19 protein-coding genes are annotated in these 19,989 nt (G+C 48.4%); 10 read left to right on the top strand and 9 right to left on the bottom strand.

The genetic code is table 11. The features are described 5' to 3' along the window. The first annotated feature begins 67 nt into the window (after window positions 1-67). Together RYZ26_RS12400 and RYZ26_RS12395 are read left to right on the top strand one after the other, a co-directional pair. Window positions 68-706: a substrate-binding periplasmic protein gene (locus RYZ26_RS12400; protein WP_317683534.1), complete on the top strand. Its 639-nt coding sequence runs from the start codon at window positions 68-70 to the stop codon at window positions 704-706. Between the two features lie 109 nt (window positions 707-815). Beyond that, window positions 816-4,505, top strand: a complete 3,690-nt coding sequence (locus RYZ26_RS12395) for a CHAT domain-containing protein (protein WP_317683533.1) — start codon at window positions 816-818, stop codon at window positions 4,503-4,505. Between the two features lie 71 nt (window positions 4,506-4,576). On the opposite strand, the gene RYZ26_RS12390 is transcribed toward RYZ26_RS12395, so the two are convergent. Beyond that, entirely contained in the window at window positions 4,577-4,744 is a 168-nt protein-coding gene (locus tag RYZ26_RS12390; RefSeq protein ID WP_317683532.1) for a YdcH family protein, read from the bottom strand. A 100-nt stretch (window positions 4,745-4,844) separates the two neighbouring features. Beyond that, complete coding sequence (locus tag RYZ26_RS12385) at window positions 4,845-5,930, bottom strand: ATP-dependent 6-phosphofructokinase (protein WP_317683531.1); 1,086 nt, start codon at window positions 5,928-5,930, stop codon at window positions 4,845-4,847. A gap of 87 nt (window positions 5,931-6,017) precedes the next feature. On the opposite strand from RYZ26_RS12385, the gene RYZ26_RS12380 reads away from it, so the two are divergent. Next, window positions 6,018-6,218, top strand: coding sequence for a YdcH family protein (locus RYZ26_RS12380; RefSeq protein ID WP_317683530.1), 201 nt, complete (start codon window positions 6,018-6,020; stop codon window positions 6,216-6,218). On the opposite strand, the gene RYZ26_RS12375 is transcribed toward RYZ26_RS12380, so the two are convergent. Next, window positions 6,208-6,960, bottom strand: coding sequence for a GGDEF domain-containing protein (locus RYZ26_RS12375; RefSeq protein WP_317683529.1), 753 nt, complete (start codon window positions 6,958-6,960; stop codon window positions 6,208-6,210). The two genes, RYZ26_RS12380 and RYZ26_RS12375, sit on opposite strands and share 11 nt — an antisense overlap. 141 nt (window positions 6,961-7,101) lie before the next feature. Here RYZ26_RS12375 and purE point away from each other — a divergent pair, with 141 nt between their 5' ends. After that, a complete protein-coding gene (purE, locus tag RYZ26_RS12370; protein ID WP_317683527.1) occupies window positions 7,102-7,599 on the top strand; it encodes a 5-(carboxyamino)imidazole ribonucleotide mutase in 498 nt (165 codons plus the stop codon). A gap of 10 nt (window positions 7,600-7,609) precedes the next feature. Continuing rightward, the gene (locus tag RYZ26_RS12365) at window positions 7,610-8,704 is read left to right on the top strand and encodes a 5-(carboxyamino)imidazole ribonucleotide synthase (protein ID WP_317683526.1); all 1,095 of its coding nucleotides are present in this window, start codon (window positions 7,610-7,612) and stop codon (window positions 8,702-8,704) included. A 54-nt stretch (window positions 8,705-8,758) separates the two neighbouring features. Here RYZ26_RS12365 and RYZ26_RS12360 read toward each other — a convergent pair whose 3' ends face one another. From RYZ26_RS12360 to RYZ26_RS12345, 4 genes are all read right to left on the bottom strand, one after another. Further along, on the bottom strand, window positions 8,759-9,544 hold the full coding sequence (locus RYZ26_RS12360; RefSeq protein WP_317683525.1) for an anti-sigma factor family protein: 786 nt from the start codon (window positions 9,542-9,544) through the stop codon (window positions 8,759-8,761). Beyond that, entirely contained in the window at window positions 9,541-10,053 is a 513-nt protein-coding gene (locus tag RYZ26_RS12355) for a sigma-70 family RNA polymerase sigma factor (RefSeq protein WP_317683524.1), read from the bottom strand. Before RYZ26_RS12355 ends, RYZ26_RS12360 begins: the two co-directional genes overlap by 4 nt. A gap of 64 nt (window positions 10,054-10,117) precedes the next feature. After that, a complete protein-coding gene (locus RYZ26_RS12350; protein ID WP_317683523.1) occupies window positions 10,118-10,507 on the bottom strand; it encodes a COG4315 family predicted lipoprotein in 390 nt (129 codons plus the stop codon). A gap of 138 nt (window positions 10,508-10,645) precedes the next feature. Then, complete coding sequence (locus tag RYZ26_RS12345) at window positions 10,646-12,283, bottom strand: acyl-CoA synthetase (RefSeq protein ID WP_317683522.1); 1,638 nt, start codon at window positions 12,281-12,283, stop codon at window positions 10,646-10,648. A gap of 289 nt (window positions 12,284-12,572) precedes the next feature. Here RYZ26_RS12345 and RYZ26_RS12340 point away from each other — a divergent pair, with 289 nt between their 5' ends. Then, entirely contained in the window at window positions 12,573-14,474 is a 1,902-nt protein-coding gene (locus RYZ26_RS12340; RefSeq protein ID WP_317683521.1) for a propionyl-CoA synthetase, read from the top strand. Between the two features lie 151 nt (window positions 14,475-14,625). Beyond that, window positions 14,626-15,309, top strand: coding sequence for a substrate-binding periplasmic protein (locus tag RYZ26_RS12335; protein ID WP_317683520.1), 684 nt, complete (start codon window positions 14,626-14,628; stop codon window positions 15,307-15,309). Here the strand turns inward: RYZ26_RS12335 and RYZ26_RS12330 are convergent, their stop codons facing one another. Continuing rightward, complete coding sequence (locus RYZ26_RS12330) at window positions 15,310-15,909, bottom strand: TlpA disulfide reductase family protein (RefSeq protein ID WP_317683519.1); 600 nt, start codon at window positions 15,907-15,909, stop codon at window positions 15,310-15,312. It lies immediately after the preceding gene. Between the two features lie 113 nt (window positions 15,910-16,022). Between RYZ26_RS12330 and RYZ26_RS12325 the strand changes: the two genes are divergently transcribed. Both RYZ26_RS12325 and RYZ26_RS12320 read left to right on the top strand, forming a co-directional pair. Then, entirely contained in the window at window positions 16,023-16,601 is a 579-nt protein-coding gene (locus RYZ26_RS12325; protein ID WP_317683518.1) for a TadE/TadG family type IV pilus assembly protein, read from the top strand. Window positions 16,602-16,604: 3 nt separating this feature from the next. Further along, window positions 16,605-17,144 (top strand): TadE/TadG family type IV pilus assembly protein, encoded by a 540-nt coding sequence (locus RYZ26_RS12320; protein ID WP_317683517.1) that lies wholly within the window; start codon window positions 16,605-16,607, stop codon window positions 17,142-17,144. Window positions 17,145-17,290: 146 nt separating this feature from the next. On the opposite strand, the gene RYZ26_RS12315 is transcribed toward RYZ26_RS12320, so the two are convergent. Then, window positions 17,291-19,390, bottom strand: a complete 2,100-nt coding sequence (locus RYZ26_RS12315) for a VWA domain-containing protein (protein WP_317683516.1) — start codon at window positions 19,388-19,390, stop codon at window positions 17,291-17,293. Between the two features lie 329 nt (window positions 19,391-19,719). Between RYZ26_RS12315 and RYZ26_RS12310 the strand changes: the two genes are divergently transcribed. Next, complete coding sequence (locus tag RYZ26_RS12310) at window positions 19,720-19,938, top strand: Flp family type IVb pilin (protein ID WP_317683515.1); 219 nt, start codon at window positions 19,720-19,722, stop codon at window positions 19,936-19,938. Window positions 19,939-19,989 lie beyond the last annotated feature (51 nt).

Genomic DNA, 19,989 nt, shown 5'->3' with positions numbered 1-19,989 from the left:
CTTTGGTGCCGTCCTTGCTTGGGCATTTCCTGCTATTGCGCAAGAGCAACGGGAGGTCAAAATTGTCGTGCCTTACATTAAAAATCTGCTGGAAAAAGAGCCGGATGGCAGTTGGAAAGGTCCGCTGTTAAATATCTTTCACAAGATTGAACAGCAGACCGGATCAAAACTTATCTTTTCCGTCTTGCCTTTCCCGCGCGCAGTTGCCTTGACCCGTGATGGCAAGGTTGATTTAGGTGTGTTTCTGGAAAGTAAAAAACGCAATTCCTACGCCATTCCGATCACGCCGATTTCCACCAGTTACTTTGTGATTGCGAGTTTGCCCAAACAGGAAATCAAATCCGCAAAAGACCTTGCCAATAAAAAAGTAGGCGTCAGCAGCAAAGGCGTCAGCAGTGAAATCATCGCCCGACACCCCCATGGTCCGGTACTGAAATTCAAGTCTCATCGTGACCTGATGACGGCACTGCTCGCAGGCAAGGTAGATGCGATCCTGACGCCTGATTTTCGTTTTGTGGAAATGGTGGAAAACAGAAACCTCAGCTTCAGCCAGTTTGCCAAACCGATTAAGCTCAGCCCACAAAAGCTGATGCTTTATGCCTCCCACCGCTTTGCCCTGAATACAAAAGATTTGGTGGTCTTTTCCCAGTTGACGAAACTCAGGCTTAAAGGTTTTGGCTCAGACTATCTGTTTGCGCAATATTGATTGCAATCCCTAGTTTTTTAACCATGCTCCGATTAACCTTTGCTGTTTGCAATTTTGTATGGAATTATGCACCTGCAATATGAAGAACAGGACAAGTTGGGGAACGGCTATGAAAGCTCAAATCAGCATTAACGGCAAAAACATAATCTGTCAGTGTGAAGGTGAGGCGCCCTATCGCATTCCTCTTGATGACGCCTGTCTTCAACAGATGGCGGACTGGAATGAACGCTATTCAGATATTGTAAAATCAGAAAATAACAACCTGCTTTTAATGTTGGGGCAGGAGATTTTTGACTGGCTGAACCATGGGAAATGGGCGTCGGGATGGCTTTCCAAAACGGGCAATCGTGAGTTGGAAATTCGAACGGAAATCGTAAATTCTCCTCAAGCCAAAGCCTTGCTGGACTTACCATGGGAAATTCTGGCGACTGATAATATGTATCTGGCGGCAAATGAAGTTCAGCGTTTTAAGCCTTATCGTCGTATTGGCACAGATGCACAAACCGCACCGTTTGAACCACGCTATCAAGATTTGACCATGACCTTTATGGCCGCAGCCCCAACGGGTCAAAATGAACTAGATTATGAGGCAGAAGAAGTTGCCATCCTGAACGCAACCGAACAGCTGGACGTTTATGTCAGCGTTGAAGAAAGCGGTTGTCTGGAATTTTTGAAACCGCATCTGGCCCAGCAAGGGCCTTTCGATGTGGTCCACTTTTCCTGCCACGGCGATATTGATAAAGACGGAAACCCCTTTTTATGTCTGGAAAGCCCGGAAGGAGATGAGAAAGATGCCAGCGTTGGTGACATCATTGACACCCTTGGGGAAAATATGCCGCCACTGGTCTTTCTTTCGGCCTGTAAAACCGCAGCCAAAGCAAATACAGAGGGAGCAGAGTTTTCTGAACCCTTTGCCCGTCACTTGATCCAGGCCGGGGTGGCAAATGTCATTGGTTGGGATGGTTCGGTTTATGATAGTGATGCCAAATTTTTCGCCGAAAAGCTCTATCATGAACTGGGTGAATATCACAGCATTTCCTATGCGATGGCAATCGCACGTCTGGAGACCTTGCGCAAAAACCAGCGGGACCCGCAAACCGGAAAACACTGGCATTTGGCTCGCCTTTACACCGGGACAGCCGGTGGTGGCGCGTTATGTCAGGCAGGTAAAGACATTAGGGGGTTGAAAAAAGAAGCTGGCTATACGGAATTTCTGGACAAGGTTGAAAATAATGTTCCGGTCGCAAACGCACGTGAATTTGTGGGCAGACGACGCGATGCCCAAAAAGTACTGAGTGCTTTCAGGGCCGGAAAAAATGCAGGTACGCTGGTTCAGGGGATGGGTAATCTGGGGAAATCCAGCCTGGCCGCACGTATTGCCAACCGTTTGCCGCAGTTGAATACAGTTGTCATCTATGGCGATTATGATGCCTCTTCTGTGTTTGAGCGTCTTATCAAAGCCCTTCCGGTAGAAGATAAAAAGAAGTTTCGCAGCTGCTGGGAAGAACAAATTGCAACGGATCCAACGGTGCTGGCCGATGCTTTGGAAGCCATGCTGACTGGTCCGTTTTTGAACAATCCGATTTTGTTGATCATTGATGATCTGGAACAAATTCTGGAAGACCCAAAACCAAACCAGAAAATCACGCCTGTTAAAGATGCTGATGATCGGCTCAATCTTTATCGTGATACATTGGGCGCTATCCTGACCGCCTTTGCGGATTATAAAAAGAAATCAAGGTTGCTGCTGACCAGCCGCTATACTTTCACTCTGCCCGATCGTCGCGGACGTGACCTTGCCTCAAAACTCAATACGATTGCGTTAAGACCGATGGAAGGTCGCCAACAGCAAAAACAATGGCAGGCAGCAAGACGTAATCAGGAAAAACCAGTCGCTCTGGATGAGGCTGCGCACGACTTGATCCAGAAAGCCTGTGAGACAGCGGAAGGCAATCCTGGGCTCCAACAAATCCTGACCCAGCCGATCTTTTCAGGTGATGCTGAAACAGCTGAAAATGCGATTAATGCTGTTGAAAGCTGGAAAGCTTCCGGTGAAATTCCCGAGGACGAAAGTGCGGCACAGGACTTTTTTGAACGACTTTCCTTTGAAACTTATTTGAACGCACTGACTAAAGATCAACATGAATTGTTGCGAGCAATAAAACTTTTTACCGTTGGCATTCCTGTTCCTTTAACGGCCATACAGGCTCTTGGGGATTGTTTAAATCTTGAAGATCATGATGCCGTCGTTCAACGCTTGATGGGTTTGGGCTTGCTTGATAACTGGGGGACTTTTGATGGTTACGATTGTGCTTCCATCAATCCCCTTGCCAGCCCGCTTGCACAACCGGAATTGACAGAAGAGGAAATTAATAAGCTTTCCGCCAGTGTCATAGAACCTCTTGCAAGCGCCTGGCGTGACGAAGATGGCGATATTCATCATGACCCTCGTGGCTTAGACTTGGCCCGTGTCGCCTTGGCAGGGGGCGCCCCATGCGATATTATAAATTCAGCTGTGTGCGCTGGTGGACAATATTTATTTTGGAAACTTCATGATGCCAACACTGCACTTTCACTGGTTCAACAAGCACTTGAAATCATTGCAAACCAAAATGGCGCCCCTGAGCCAGACCTAATTTTAGTGGCCAGTAATTGCGCCGAACGTGTTGGTGAATGGTCTTTAAGAACTAAACTGTTAGAACAAGGCCTTAATTTACAATCCAAAGACAAGAAAACGCTAGCACAAGTTCTTGTCCTTTTTGCGGATTCCACTCTGCAACGTGATGGCCCGCAACAGACATTAGAAAAATTTGAACAAGCGATAACGCTGTTTGACGAATTAGACGACTTAAGATCAAAAGCCGTAACAATGGGTAAAATCGCCAACATTTATCAGCGGCAAGGGCATATTGATGAAGCATTGCGTATCCGGTGGGAAGAACAACTCCCTGTCTATGAACAACTCGGTGACATAAGAGAAAAAGCCATTGCAATGGGAGGAATTGCAGACATTTATCAGCAACAGGGAAACATTGATGAGGCCTTGCGCATTCGGCATGAAGAAGAACTCCCTGTCTATGAACAACTCGGGGACGTAAAATCAAAAGCCGTTACCATGGGGCAAATTGCAGACATATTACTGCAACAAGGAAACATTGATGAAGCCTTGCATATTCGGCATGAAGAAGAACTATCTGTGTATGAACGACTGGGTGATGTAAGTTCAAAAGCGGTCACCATGGGGCAAATTGCAGATATTTTTCAAAAACAAGGAAACATTTGTGAGGCCTTGCGCATTCGGCGTGAAGAACAGCTCCCTGTTTATGAACAACTTGGGGACATAAGGTCAAAAGCGGTTACAATGGGAAAAATTGCAGACATTTATCATGAACAAGGAAACGTTGATGAGGCTTTGCGCATTCAGTCAGAAGAGGTGTTGCCAGTCCTTCGTGAAGTAGAAGACAGACAGAATATTGCCTATTTGCTTTTATTTATCACCCGAATACGCTTAAATGGGGATGGATTGGAGAAAGGACAAGCCTCAATTATCTTGGATGAGCTATCAGAAAGTTTTCAACTATTCCTTCAGTTTAAACAACCGGATGGCATTGCCATTACTGGCACTTTATTAGGACACGTCTATGCTAGTGTGGGCTATTTTGACGAAGCCTTGAAAGTGTTTGAAATCTCAAAAGCCGCTGCCGGAAAAATCAATATGACTGATAGAATAAAACAAATCACAGAACTTGAAAAAGCCGTTCAACATGCAAAACAGAAACAGGCTGAGGAGGAAGAATAACTCTCTCACCCGCGCAAACATAAGAAAAGCACCTCAATTTTTATTGAGGTGCTTTTGTAAATCTGACGATCTTAGTTCGGTGCCAGGGTTGTGATTTCGTCTTTCACTTTGAGCTTTTGCCGTTTGAGATCGTGGAGTAAGTCGTCGTCAGGGTGAGGTCTTAATTCTTCAGCTGAGATTTTTGTTTCGAGTTCTTCGTGCTTAAACTTAAGAGATTCAATACGATCTTGTACGCTCATGCGGACAACCTCCTCGTGACAGTTTTAAGAAGCATTTATGATACAAAAAAAACACTTCTTGCGCTAGAAAAGCTTGTTGTGCGCCGCGTCAAAAATCACCTTAATCACCCAGACATATCCCCAGCCCCTTGGCCGTATCAACCAGTGTTCCTGCCACGTCGATATGGTTGTAGCGTGTGACCACTTCTTCCAAGGGAACGTCAACTACCTCGCGGTGTTGCCAGGCAACCATCCGGTTGGTTTTACCCTGTGCCATCAGGTCCACCGCCTTGACCCCAAAGGCTGAGGCAATGACCCTGTCACGCATGGCGGGTGTTCCGCCGCGTTGCACATGACCAAGTACTGTAACGCGTGTGTCTGCGCCTGTTTCCTTGGCGATTTGGTCTCCGATTACATGGCCGACACCGCCGTAATTCATTTTGCCGTCTTCATTGGCATGCATGATGGTTTCGCCCGCGCTGGTGCGGATGGCTTCGGAAACCACAACCAGGGCATGACTGCGTTTTTCACCTTCATAAACGCGGCGGATTTTTTCTGCGACTTTCTTCATGTCATATTTGATTTCCGGCAGTAAAATTACATCTGCGCCGCCTGCAATGCCTGCCTGCAAGGCAATATGTCCGGCATCGCGACCCATGACTTCCAACACCATAATCCGGTTGTGACTGGCCGCCGTGGGATGAAGGCGATCAAGTGCATCGACCGCTACATTGACGGCCGTAGTGAAGCCAATGGTAAATTCGGTAAAGGCCACATCGTTATCGATGGTTTTGGGGATGCCAATAAAGGGGATATCGCCTCGTTCACACAGTTTGTTCAGAATCTTCATGGACCCGTCACCGCCGATGCCGATCAGGCCTTGTAGATCCAGTTCGCGAAAACCTGCAATAAATTCCTCTGATCTGTCTTTCAGGCTGCCGTCTTCCATGGGATAGGCAAAAGGGTCCCCCTTATTTGTGGTCCCTAAAAAGGTGCCGCCCTGGCGCAACAAGGTTCCACTGAAGCTTTCTTTGCCTAAGACTTCGGCATCTACGGGGGTGGAGATCAGACCCAGGGTTCCATTTCTGATACCGACCACTTCCCAATCATAGCCATCAATGGCACGACGGGCCACCGCCCGGATGGCGGCATTTAATCCGGCGCAGTCCCCGCCACTTGTCAGAACGCCGATACGTTTTTTCGCCATGATCTTTCCTTTTTTGATATTCCCCTGTGCTGAATATGTTATGATGCCGCTTACGGACTTCGATTACAATAACAAGCCGGGATACAAATGCCTGAAACCCGTGATTTGCATGTCAAACTTGCAACACTTCAAACCGAGCACCGCGATCTGGATGACGTCATCAATCGGCTGGTTGAAGAACCACCCTATGATCAGCTGCAGCTGCAACGTTTGAAGAAGAGAAAACTCGTGCTTAAAGATCAGATCGCGTTGCTTGAAGCCAGAATCGTGCCAGATATTATCGCGTAAGCATCTGTTTTCGAAGATCACAATCTGCCTGATGAACGATATTCAATGCTTCCTGTCCTGGCTGGATGGGGTGCAGGCCATAGGCAATGTCCAGATCCAGAATACGTCCGTCATAAATGATCGGTCCTTGCATGACCAGACGGGCCAGGCTGTTGACCTTTTCAAAGGATTGTTTCTGATCACTAAGGGCCAGAATAATCCCAAAGCCATCCCCGCCCAAAGTGCCGATCCGATCGGTTTCGCGCAGGTGTACATTTAAGATTTCCGCTGTTTCGCGAATGGCGGCTTCGGCGGCCAACAGGCCATAATCCGTTTTAATCTGGCCGATGTTTTTAATCTGAAAATAAACGAATGTACTTGCGCTGTTGGATTGCCCCACATGAACAGCCATCACCGATATTTCGCGCATCAGCGCATGGCGGGTCAGAACGGGCAAGTCCATATGATTATCCACACTACGGGACAATTTATGCTCCAGCGAATGGGACATGGCGACGTCTTCACGCAGATGATCGATTTCTTCCATCAGTGAAATCACTGCATCGGTCACAGCGGGCGTGAGTTCTTCCTGCGGGATATTCATAAAAGAAGTGACATCCCCCATGGCTTGATCATCGCTGTTGGGGTACGGACTGTCGCCAAAGTAGCCTGTGCCTTGTTTATAGGAACGTCCCTTTTGGTTTTGCTTTTTCCCGATGTAGGGCTTTATCGCGTCTGTCGGTTTAATGTCATCGATGGGCATGGCGGCCTCGAAGGTTCGAAATCACACTCTTCTTATATATAGTACGCTGAAATGATTGATAAATGTTAAAAACCTTGCGCAAATGCTATCTATCCATATAATACGCCCCTTTTTCACAGTGAGCGAATGCAGGAAAATATCATGGATAGCGCAACACCTTCAGTTGGAATCATTATGGGCAGCCAGTCAGATTGGCCAACCATGAAACTCGCCGCAGAGATGTTGGAAGAAATGGGCGTTTCGTATGAAAAACGCATTGTTTCTGCACACCGTACGCCGCAGCGTCTGTATGATTACGCAACCAACGCCAAAGGGCGTGGCCTGCAAGTTATTATCGCAGGGGCTGGTGGGGCCGCTCACCTTCCCGGTATGGCCGCTGCTATGACGCCACTGCCTGTTTTGGGCGTTCCGGTTAAAAGCCGCGCGTTGAACGGCCTTGACAGTCTCTATTCCATTGCCCAAATGCCAGGGGGTGTGCCGGTTGGTACTTTGGCAATTGGCGATGCAGGTGCAAAAAACGCAGGCATCATGGCTGCCAGTATTATTGCGCTTCAAGATGATGCTGTGGCTGCCAAGCTGGATGCATTCCGCGAAAAGCAAACGGCCTCTGTTGCTGAAATCCCTGTAGACGAAGCCTGAGTATAAGATCATGAGCGAACTTAAAGCCCTGCCACCTGGCAGCACAATCGGTATCATTGGTAACGGTCAACTGGGCCGTATGACCGCCCTTGCAGCGGCCCGTCTTGGATATATGTGCCACGTCTATGGGCCTGATGCGGACAGTCCGGCTGAACAGGTGGCCTTGAAAGCCACGGTTGCTGATTATGATGATCATGATGCGTTGGTTAAATTTGCTGATTCCGTCGATGTAGTGACCTTTGAGTTTGAAAATATCCCGCATGAAAGCGCACAGCTGCTGACCGACCATGTCGAAGTCCGCCCGGGCTGGAACTGTCTGCATATCTCCCAGGATCGTTTGATCGAAAAGACATTCGTCAATGATTGCGGTATCCCGACAGCACCGTTCAAGCAAGTCGATAGCCTTGCAGATCTGGAAAAGGCGGTTGAAGAATTGGGCCGTCCCAGCATCCTGAAAACAACCCGCATGGGCTATGACGGTAAGGGCCAGGCATTGATCCGACCGGAAACCGATCTGGCAACTGCATATGAGACCATGGCCGATGCCCCAAGTGTGCTGGAAGGCTTTGTGGATTTCCAACGTGAAATCTCCGTCGTAGTTGCGCGCAGTGCCTGTGGGCAATGGACCGCGTTTGAACCAGCTGAAAACGTCCATGTGGATGGTATTCTGGATACATCTACTGTGCCTGCACACATTCCTGACGGGTTGATTGAAGAAGCCGTACGCATCGCGGTGACTTTGGCTGAAAAGATGGAAATTATCGGCCTGTTGGCTGTTGAAATGTTCCACACCAAAGATGATCAGTTGGTGGTAAACGAAGTGGCACCGCGTCCGCACAACTCCGGTCACTGGACGCAGGATGCCTGTTATTCTGACCAGTTTGAACAATTTGTGCGCGCCGTCTGCGGCTTGCCGTTGGGCTCAGTTGAGCGTCGCAACGACCTCGTCATGAAAAACCTGATCGGCTTTGATGTTGAAAAATGGCCGGACTATCTGAACGAACCCAATGCAAAACTTCACCTTTATGGCAAAGCTTCAACCCGTCGTGGTCGCAAAATGGGCCACGTGAATTTGGTTCATCCTTTGGGTGAGTTGAAGAAGTAAATATCCGTCAAGCGCGGGCTTGCAAGGCAGGGGCCATACCCTGCCTTGCGGCATTTAATTGTCTGGATCAAGCGCTTCATAGACTTGATGGGCAATCGGCATCATTTGTGCTTTTTGCAACGGGGCAACCAGGGCGTAGGCAAAGGCGTTATCAATCCAGTAGAATGCTGTTTCATCGTTGTTCTGGACATATTTAAAAGCCGTGTCTTCTGCCTGTGCAGAACGCACAAACAGCGTCAAACGCTGACCTTGTTCATTCTCATACATAAACTGTGCAGCGGGAATAGACAGGTCTGACAGCAGACGTCCTCCAACCAGGCCAAAACCTTGGTCATTGAGATCGGGAATGGTGATTTCAACGCCTACACGTTTGGACAACCATTTCACCAAATGAGCTTCCTGGTCGGCATTGACTTCCACCGGATGAAGAACTTCGGCAGTGAAAATGCGATGGGCACCCATGGCATTGCTGACGAAGGTCGCGGCCTGTTTCTGCTGATCCGGTGCAAGGATGCTGTTTAGTGACCAGCCACCAACGGCACCGAAAGTGATGAACAGAAGTGTGGCAGCTATTTTCAGCCAAGGCATTTGCCACGAGGACTTGGTTTTTTCGTTGCCTTTCAGGACGATATCCAGCATTTCCTGTGGAATTTCCGGTTCATCCTGAAGGCTAAATTTATTTCGAAGCTTTGCATTTTGTAATTTATAAGCATGAACGCGCATGGCGTCTTCGGCATTTTCTGCAAGCCAGGCATCAACGATTTCGATCTCTTCTTCGGAGAGAAGATTATCGACATAGGCATGAAGATCATGATCATGAAGGGGAGTTTGAATGGTCATTTGATACTCCTGAGCATGGCGGTTTTCTGCATTCCCATGATGGATTTTAATTTCTCGCGTCCACGGTGCAGCCGTGACATCACCGTTCCTTTGGATATCCCCAGAACGTCGGCTGCTTCATCGTAAGTGAGCTGTTCCAGCCCGACCAGCAATATGACTTCTTTCTGTTCCAGGGGCAATAAAGACAGGGCCTTGTCAATGTCGTGGACAATCAGGCGCTTTTCCTGATTGGCGGGTTGGGCCTGATCAAGGTTATGGCCATCTTCAATGCTTTTGCTATCGGGTCGAATTTGGGCGCGTTTCACGTTGTTAATGTAAAGATTATGCAGGATGGAAAAGAGCCAGGTGCGCATGTTTGACCCCGGTTCCCACAAATGCAGGCGCGCCATGGCACGCACAAGACAATCCTGCACCAGATCATCGGCCTTTTCGCGATCACCCGCCAGGCTTAAAGCGTAACGCCTCAAGTTCGGAAGGTTTTCAATGATGAGTTTTTGGGTTTCTGTCATCAATCGATTTCAAAGTTTGCGGGCAACGGATGGAGGACTTTCGTTACCCGCAAAGCATATACCATTATGGACGGGCTGTATGCCAAACACCTTTGATACCGTCACCCGTATTGTCGCCGGGTTTGGAATCTTTAATCCAGGTGTAAAGAGGATGACCTTTATAGGCCCACTGATAGGTGCCATCGGTCCGCATCAGGACAGTGAAATCACCATCATCTTTTGAATTTGCTGTTGCAGCCATAGGCGGCCAGTTTTTGGCGCATTTTCCGTAACAATTGGATTTGTTCGCGACATCTTTATCGAAAGTGTAAAGTGTCATGCCCTTGGCTGTTGTGAAAGCCGCAGCCCCTTTGACATCAGATTTTTTGATGGCTTTTGCCATGTGATGATCGGCAAAGGCGGATGTGGATGCCAGCAATGCTGCGCCAACAGCAATAATCATTTTGAGTTTCATTTCAGTGTCCTTGTCTTGTTAATCGTTTCATTTTTCGCCTCATTACCGAGGCCTGTAACAACACAAACAATTTGAAATGAAAAATATTCCATGCGATTTGAAAAAAATCACATGGAATATTTTATTACCCAGCTGGACTTAGAGTTCGCCAGCTTCTTTTCGCAAGGCATCACGCAGGATGAACTTCTGGATTTTGCCTGTAGATGTCTTTGGCAGGTCCTGGAAAATCACCGTGCGTGGGCATTTGAAGTGTGCGAGGTTGTCGCGGCAGTGTTTGATGATATCTTCTTCACTGATGTTGCCCGCACTTGGTTTCAGTTCAATAAAGGCCGCAGGTGTTTCACCCCATTTTTCATCCGGCTTGGCAACCACAGCTGCCGCCGCCACATCCGGGTGGCGATAAAGCGTGTCTTCCACTTCGATGGAAGAGATATTTTCCCCACCGGAAATGATGATGTCTTTGGAACGGTCTTTCAGCTGGATATAGCCATCAGGGTGTTTAACGCCCAAGTCACCGGAATGGAACCAACCGTCTTTAAAGGCTTCGTCCGTGGCTGTCGGGTTTTTCAGATAGCCCTTCATCACGATGTTACCGCGGAAGCAGACTTCACCCATGCTTTCGCCGTCCCATGGTTTTTCGATCGTTGTTTCGCTATCCGCGATCATGAGGCCTTCTTCAAGGGTGTAGCGCACGCCTTGGCGGGCTTTCTGGTAAGCCTGACGTTCAATCGGCAGTTCGTTCCATTCCTCTTTCCAGGCGCAGAAGACGGCAGGGCCATATGTTTCTGTCAGGCCGTAAGCGTGGGTTACATCGAACCCTTCATCCTGAATGGCTTTTAGAACGGACGCAGGCGGTGGGGCCGCAGCGGTCATGATGGAACATTTATGGTCAAACGGTTTCTTTTCTTCGTCTGTTGCGTTGATCACAAAAGAAAGAACGATTGGCGCACCACAGAAGTTGGTGACTTTATGTTCTTCAATGGCCGCATAGATGTTTTTGGCATTCACGCGGCGCAGGCAGATGTTTGTTCCTGCTTTGGCGGCCAAGGTCCAGGCAAAGCACCAGCCGTTACAGTGGAACATCGGCAATGTCCACAGGTAAACCGGATGCTGTTGCATGTTCCAGTCAAGCGCATTGCCGATGGCGTTCAGGTAGGCACCACGGTGATGGTAGACAACGCCTTTGGGGTTGCCTGTTGTGCCGGATGTGTAGTTAAGGGAAATTGCATCCCATTCATCGGCCGGGCCTTCCCATTCATATTCTTTGTCACCTTTTGAGATAAAGGATTCATAATCTTCCTGGCCGATCAGTTCACCACCTACAGCTTCCGGGTCGTCGATGTCGATCAGAACCGGTTTCTTTTCCAGACGGGCAACGGCGGATTTTGTGATTTCAGAGAATTCACGATCCGTGAAAACGACTTTTGCTTCGCCATGTTGCAGGATGAAAGCGATGGCTTCTGCATCCAGGCGGATGTTTAATGTATTCAGGACGGCACCGCACATGGGCACACCAAAGTGGGCTTCATAGGTTTCCGGCGTGTTATTGCCCATAACCGCAACCGTATCGCCTTTTTTGATGCCCATCTTTTTCAGGGCAGAAGCGAGACGTACAGAACGTTCATAGGTTTCTTTCCAGGTGAAAACCTTATCGCCATGGATCACAGAAGGGCGATCCGGATAAACCATCGCTGTGCGTTTAATAAATGACAATGGAGAGAGCGGCTCGTAGTTCGCAGCCGTTTTATCCAGATGAATATCGTAAATATTTTCCATGATGTCCTTGTCCCGAATTTGAATTTTTATTTGGATAAATTCATAGCAGCATACAAAGCGCGCAGGAATAGCAAAAAGCACTTAGGGTTATAAAAAATGCCAGAATTTTACCGACCAAATTGAAATATTATTCTCCTCAATAGGTATATACTTTTATAAATCGGTAAAACAATACCAAATTAACGCTTTATTTTTTTATCGTTTTGAGGCATGCTTCGGCCCATGGTTTGAGAGAGAGGGAGTTCTTTCAGACGTTTTTTGGGAAAAATCGCTTGGAAATGGGGACGTTATGACCAACCGGTACGATGTAGAATATAAAGAATCCATGGAAAACCCTGAGGGGTTTTGGGCTAAAGCAGCCGAAGAAATCAAATGGGACAAAAAATGGGACAAGGTATTAGACGATTCTGATTCACCGCTTTATCGCTGGTTTGCGGGCGCAGAATGTAACACCTGTTACAACGCGGTAGACCGTCACGTCGAAGAAGGCCGTGGCGATCAGGATGCGATTATTTATGACAGCCCGATCACAGGCCGCAAAAGCAAAACAACATATGCAGAACTGCAAGATCAGGTTGGCCGTCTGGCAGGTGTTTTGAAAGCACGTGGTGTTGAAAAAGGCGACCGTGTCGTTATTTATATGCCAATGATCCCGGAAGCTGCGGTTGCCATGCTGGCGGTTGCGCGTTTGGGTGCGGTTCATTCTGTTGTGTTTGGTGGTTTTGCCTCAAACGAACTGGCGGTACGTATCAATGATGCCAAGCCAAAAGTGATCATCTCTGCGTCCTGCGGGATCGAGCCTGGCCGTGTGATTGCTTATAAACCACTGTTGGACGGTGCGATTGAACTGTCAGATCACAAGCCGGATGCAACCATTATTGTTGCCCGTGAAGAAGCTGAAGCTGAACTGAAAGAAGGTTACGACTTCGATTACGCAACCGAAGTTGCAAAAACTGATCCGGTTGGTTGTGTGTCTGTAAAAGCAACTGATCCGCTTTACATCCTTTATACATCTGGCACAACAGGCCAGCCAAAAGGTGTCGTTCGTGACAACGGCGGCCACATGGTTGCCCTGAAATACACCATGAAAGCGCTTTATAACGTTGAAGCTGGTGACGTTTACTGGGCGGCTTCTGATGTGGGGTGGGTTGTTGGTCATTCTTACATCGTTTATGGCCCGCTGTTGAGCGGCTGTACGACTGTTATGTTTGAAGGCAAGCCCGTTGGCACGCCGGATGCTGGTGTGTTCTGGCGTATGATCGAAGACTACAATATTCGTGTCCTCTTTACCGCGCCGACCGCTTTTCGTGCCATCAAGCGTGATGATCCGAATGCTGAATTCCTGTCCAAATACGACACATCCTGTCTGAAAGCGCTGTATCTGGCGGGTGAACGTACTGACCCTGATACACTGAACTGGGCGCAGGACATTCTGAAAAAGCCGGTTGTGGATCACTGGTGGCAGACAGAAACAGGCTGGGCGATCTGTGCAAACCCATTGGGTCTGCATGAGTTTGAAATCAAGCCGGGTTCACCAACCAAGCCAATGCCGGGTTGGGACGTACAGGTTCTGGATGATGCTGGTCATCCGGTTGGTCCAAACACCATTGGTGCCATCGTTTGTAAACTGCCATTGCCACCAGGCACACTGCCAACGCTTTGGGAAAAAGACGACCTTTACAAGTCGAAATACCTTGAAGAATTCCCGGGCTTCTACGCAACAGCGGATGCGGGCATTATTGATGATGATGGCTATGTGTCGATTATGGCGCGTACCGACGATATCATTAATGTGGCCGGTCACCGTCTGTCCACAGGTGGTATGGAAGAAGTTCTTTCTGCGCACCCGGATGTTGCTGAATGTGCCGTGATCGGTGCGGACGACAAGCTGAAAGGCCAGAACCCGGTTGGTTTCCTGGTTTTGAAAGCGGGTGTTACCAAGTCCAACGATGAGATTATTGCTGAAGTTGTGAAAATGGTCCGTGAAAAAATCGGCGCCGTTGCTGCCTTCAAAAAATGTGTTGTTGTTGAGCGTCTGCCAAAGACCCGTTCCGGGAAAATCCTTCGTGGAACAATGCAGTCAATTGCAGATTGCAAAGAATATAAAGCACCTGCGACCATTGATGATCCGACCATTTTGCCGGAAATCGACGAAGCCTTGCAGTCTATCGGCTATTCTTCTGCCCGATAAATGCTTTAAAAAACGTATAAAAAGGACGAGTAGGCTTGCCTGCTCGTCCTTTTTTTGACTACGTTCTTTTGCGGATAGAATTGGTGGCTTCAATATAATATTATAATTTATTTTGAAACTACTGCGTTTGTCTAAAGTGATGGTACTTAGATTGATATTTTCGGTTTTGCTGCTTGTTGGGCTTTATGGGCCTGCGCAAAGTGAAGATGTTGTCAAAGTGGGGATCTTTGATTTTCCACCATTCTATACTGTCACCCCTCAACAAACCTATGAAGGTCTGCTGATCGATTATTCCCGTGCGGAATTTGAAAAGGCAGGCTTGACCCCGGCTTACAAGATTTTCCATACACCTGTGCTGATGAAACGTCTGGTCAATGGGGATGTGGATGTGGGGATGTTGATCAAACATCCGCTATTGATCGGCAATACGCTTTATTCGCAAAAGCCTATCAGCAGTATTCATCTTGTGGCCTATCGCGGTAAAAATACCGCCCATATTGAAAGCCACACAGATTTACAGGGTAAGAAAGTCCTGACGCTGTCCGGTTATGGTTATGGCGGCTTGCTCAAGAAAGTGAAGGCGCTGGAAACTGCACCATATATTATCGAAGCAAGTGATATCGACAGTGGCATTGATATGCTGCTGGCGGGACGTGCAGATTATTTCCTGTCTTATCTAAAACCATCCAAGGCCATTGCACAGCGCAAGGGGTTTGAAGCAGAAACAAGCTGGCTGGTCGCTGATTCTATCAGCAAGTTTGATGTCTTCTGGGTGGTGAGCAAAAAGGCCGAAAACCCAGATGAAATTTTAAGAAAACTGGAAGCCGTTCAGTAATTACTGCTGCGTCAGCACCGTTTCAAACGCTGCTTTTGCTTCATCACTCGTCCAATGGGTGATCCCTTTGATCTCTCCCTGCAAGGTGCCGTTCGGGGCGATGATATAGGTGACGGGCAGGGTGTTGACCTTCATGGCTTTCAGAAAATTTTGCTTTTTATCGTGATAGGATAAAATATCTGTCAGCCCCCGGCTTTGCAGAAATTCATCCGGGTCTTCACGGCCCTGTCGCCCGGTGGCAATGGCGACAACCACAAAATTCTTGTCCTTCAATTCGCCTGCCAGTTCATTCAAATCCGGCATTTCGCGGATGCAGGGCGGACACCAGGTGGCCCACAGGTTCAGCAAAACCGTTTTGCCTTTAAAGTCAGCAAGGGTCATGGTCTCCCCGCTGGCTGTGGTGAATTCCACGTCCGGTGCCGGTGGTGTATCGGCAATGGTTTCATATTTCTTGATGCTGCCTTCCAAGGCCCCAAAGCCCGATGCGGGGGCGGTTGGGGTCATGGTTGTTGAAAAGCCAAAAGCGATCAGAAGTGAAATGCCTAAGGCAAGTGAAGCAAACAGGGCAATACGGCGCATGGATCGAATCCTTAATTTCATTCTGCGCACCCTACGTAAGAAAAGAGACAACAATGGGGCAGTGACGTCCGTCACTGAAAAAAGCGCTGATTTCTGCCATTCTAATAGCAGAATCTATGAAAGGGTGCGTCATTATGTCTATCTGGCACAGATGCAAAAGCTTAAAACAGGATGAAAAGGGCGTGGCAGCGATTGAAGCAGCGCTCTATTTCCCCATGCTTGCGCTTGCTATCATGGCTGTGGCGGAAATGGGTCTGATTATGTTTGCCTCTACCCTTTTGGAAGGTTCCCTTCGTGAGGCATCCCGATATGGGATTACAGGCCAGGAACAGGAAGACGTCAGCCGGGAAGATTATATCCGCACGGTGATTGATGGCACCATGATTGGCTTGGTCGATATCAATGATGCGACCATCGAAGTGAAAACCTATCCCTCTTTCGCCGATATTGAAACGGGTGAGCCTTTTATCGATGGCAATGGCAATTCCAGCTATGACGATGGTGAAACCTACACTGATGTGAATGACAACGGTCAGTGGGATGAAGATATGGGCGTCGATGGCGCTGGTGGGTCCGGTGATGTGGTGCGCTATACTGTTTCCATCAACTGGGAAGTTATGTCGCCGCTGATGGAGCCGTTTTTTGCCAAAAATGATGGGGTTTTCCCTCTGCGTGCCAGCATGACTGTTCGCAACGAACCATGGGAGGATTAAGTCATGGGATTGTTGCAGCGGCTGCTTAACAATGAAAAAGGGGTGACCAGTGTCGAAGTGGCCTTTGCCACACCCATGCTGGCCATTCTGGCACTTTCCTGTGTGGAAGTGACAAGCTTTATCCTGTTTCAGCAAAAACTGGACCGTGCAACCACCGCGATGGGGGATTTGACCGCCCAGGCTCGCGGTTTGACCAATGATGACCTGGCAAACCTTTATGATGCAGCCGAATATATCATGCGTCCCTTTGATCTGGATAATGAAGGATCGGTTATTGTGTCATCCATCAGTACCGATGATGACGAAAACCCGCGTGTGAACTGGCAATGGAACAGTTCTGACAGCGCCAGTCAGTTTGGTGTTGCAAACGGGGCCGCAAGCCTGCCCGAAGGCTTTGTGGTGCGTGACGGCGAAAGTATCGTCGTTTCTGAAGTCTATGCGATGTACACCCCCATTGTTATGGGGCGTTTCTTTGATACCAATACTTTCTATCAATATTCCATCTTCCGCCCCCGCTTTGATGCGTTGACGTCTTTGGATTAGATCCCTGCCTTCGCAGGGATGACGGGGAAAGGGGAGGTGATGATGATCCTGTGGAAAAAGCTGTCATTCCTGCGCAGGCAGGAATCTCATTCCAATTAGAGTTGTCATCCCGGCTTTCACCGGGAAGACAGTTTTTGGTGAGGTATTTACTTGCTCAGTCTCAATTGCGATAGATGATTGGCTACTTCGCGGAACACATCCTGCAGGGCGACCGCATCTGGTGCATAGTGATAATAGGGGGAATCCGGGCCGCTGGCGACTTGCTGCAGCAGGGTTTGCAGGTCCGTTCCGTTATTGGCGAACTGGATGACATAGAGCACCACGCCATTGCTTTTAATGTTGTTGGCAATAGCAAGCAGGCGTTGATCCATTTCATCCCCAGCACCTGTGCCACTGCCAAAGACAGTCTTATAACCATCACCCGTCCCGCCATAATTTTCCCCATCGGTTAACAGAACAATGGCTTGCTGACGGTTGTAATCAGGGTCTGCAACTGCTTCTGTAAAGGGGCTTTGTGGTGTCAGGACACGCCAGGCCCAACCGAGTCCTTGGGTGATGTTGGTGGTGCCTTGGGGGGATTGCAGGGCGTTAATGGCGCTTTGGACATTGGATTTTACGTTGGTCAGCGGCGTAATGCCATGAGACAGGCACGGGGTACATTCTCCGCCCGTTGTGCTGGCAGAACAGATGTTGCGGTCTTCAAGGGCGATAATCAGCCCCCATGTGGGTTCTGTCCCACCGGACGTGGTGGAAAGGGTGGTGCCGTAATCATACGTGTTGCTGACTTTGCGATAGGCCACCGCATGGGTTAAATCTTCACCATCATCGCCGGATTGTTGCACGGCATCCAGCGGAGTGAAGCTGTTGGACCAGGAAAAGCCGGAAAAATCATCATCAGCCAGACCTGCTACGGCGATCAGCAGGTTTCCGGTATTATAAAGGTCATTCACGCTGTTCAGGCTGACATAATCACGATTATGTTCGGCGTGATCTGAATAGCGGATGTCATCGACCAGATCGTTCCAGTCAATATTGGCGACTTCAAAGATGGTCAGGCCCTGATGGGCGGTTGTGCTGGAACTGATATTGACCTCTGTCTCATTATGGGCGGCGACCTTGGCAAAGACACGGGTGTAACGATCCACACTGCCATCATTTGCCGTAAAATTTGCCAGCGACGTCCAGCCGCTGGGGGTATTAAACTGTGAGCCGCTGGCCCGGCTGCCCACTGCAATCAGGATGTTGGTTGCTTTAGGGGGTTGGTTCCAGGTAAGTGTGATGTTGGATGATTTGTTCGCCCCGCTGTTGGATTGAATGATGGTGATGTCAGAGCCGCTGGAACTGGCAGGCTCGCTACCTGGGCCAATATGCTCCCACGCAGGCCAGTCAACCCAGACGGATTCATAGGGCGTTTCCAGAATATCGCCATTGGTGTCATTATCATCGTCATCAATAAAGCGGGAATAAACACAGCCTTTCCAGTTTTCAGGTGGCGACCATAAAAGGGGAATCGGGCTGTTGTTGACCGTATAGGTTTTGGCCTGGCTGAGGCCCGAGACAGGGTTGGTAAAGCTGTCTACATCATTTTCAACGGTTTCGGCCGCATCAAAGGTGGTGCCGTCCAGTGTTACATTGACTTTACCGTTCCAGGGAACAACGCCGATATTCAGCAGGTCTTTTTCCGTATTGTCCCCAAACAGGATATCAATCAGGGAGGTTGCGGCATTGCGTGCTGCTGAAATGCGCGACTCGCTGCCCGCACTGTTGGTCATGGATCCCGACATATCCATGGCGATGACCGCATCCAGGGCCTGCATTTCCCGGGTGATTTCCGCAAAGGCATAGACATCAATACTGTCTTTACCAAAGACCCGCATAAAAAGGGTCGGGACCGATGCCGTTGCCTGAAGGCTCAGTTTTTCGTTTTCTTCATCAACAACCAATGTGGGGCCATTCAGGGTCGAACCCATATAGCCGGTCGGGTAGTTTGCGTTGAAAAACATATCAACGTCATTGTTGCGCGTATCTAAAAAGAAGCTCCAGCCCCCGGCAAGCCCTGCGGCATCTAGTGCGGTGGACAGGCGGCTTTTGACCAGATAGGCGCGTGCTGTGTCTGTTGCGATCCCGCTAAATCCGACAAGTGCAACCATACCCGCAGCGACCAAAATGCTGGCGGTTCCGCGCGTATCAGTAATGAGGCTACGCCATAGTTCTGTTATTTTTGTAAGATTTGAAACGGGTCTCATGGGTGGCTCCCAAACGATTCTGTTTTTCCTATTAGAATTATCTAAAAAGGTGATTTTGTAAGTGATTGTTGTCACATCTATCTAAAACAAGGTGAAAAATGTGTGTTTTGAGAATTTATTTGTAAAAAATGAAATATTTTTGTTTATGTGGGGGAAATGTCACCTGATTGAAAATTCATAGCTTTTGATGGGCGCTGTGATGACGATCACAAGTAAAAATCAATAAAAAACATAACCCTGTGATTATGATCACATCTGAAAACTTTTCCTTAGGTTTAAATGTGGATAGTTAATTTATGAATTTTAAGTAATCGCCAAGGAGAAAGACCATGTTTGCAATTATTAAAAATATCTGGAATGATGAATCTGGTGCCACTGCCATTGAATATGGTCTGATCGCTGCCCTGATTTCCATCGTTGCTATCACTGCCATGACAACTACCGGGACCAGCCTGACAAGCGCATTTGACCGGGTCTCAACTTCACTGTCCGGTGCTGTTGATGGCGGAACAGATACAGATACAACAACGACGACAACAACAGAATAATATAAATACATTCTGTTATTTTTTAAAAAGGATGCTTATGCATCCTTTTTT

Source organism: Terasakiella sediminum (assembly GCF_033100395.1).
Classification (GTDB): domain Bacteria; phylum Pseudomonadota; class Alphaproteobacteria; order Rhodospirillales; family Terasakiellaceae; genus Terasakiella.
This window is presented reverse-complemented; position numbering and strand designations above follow the sequence as displayed.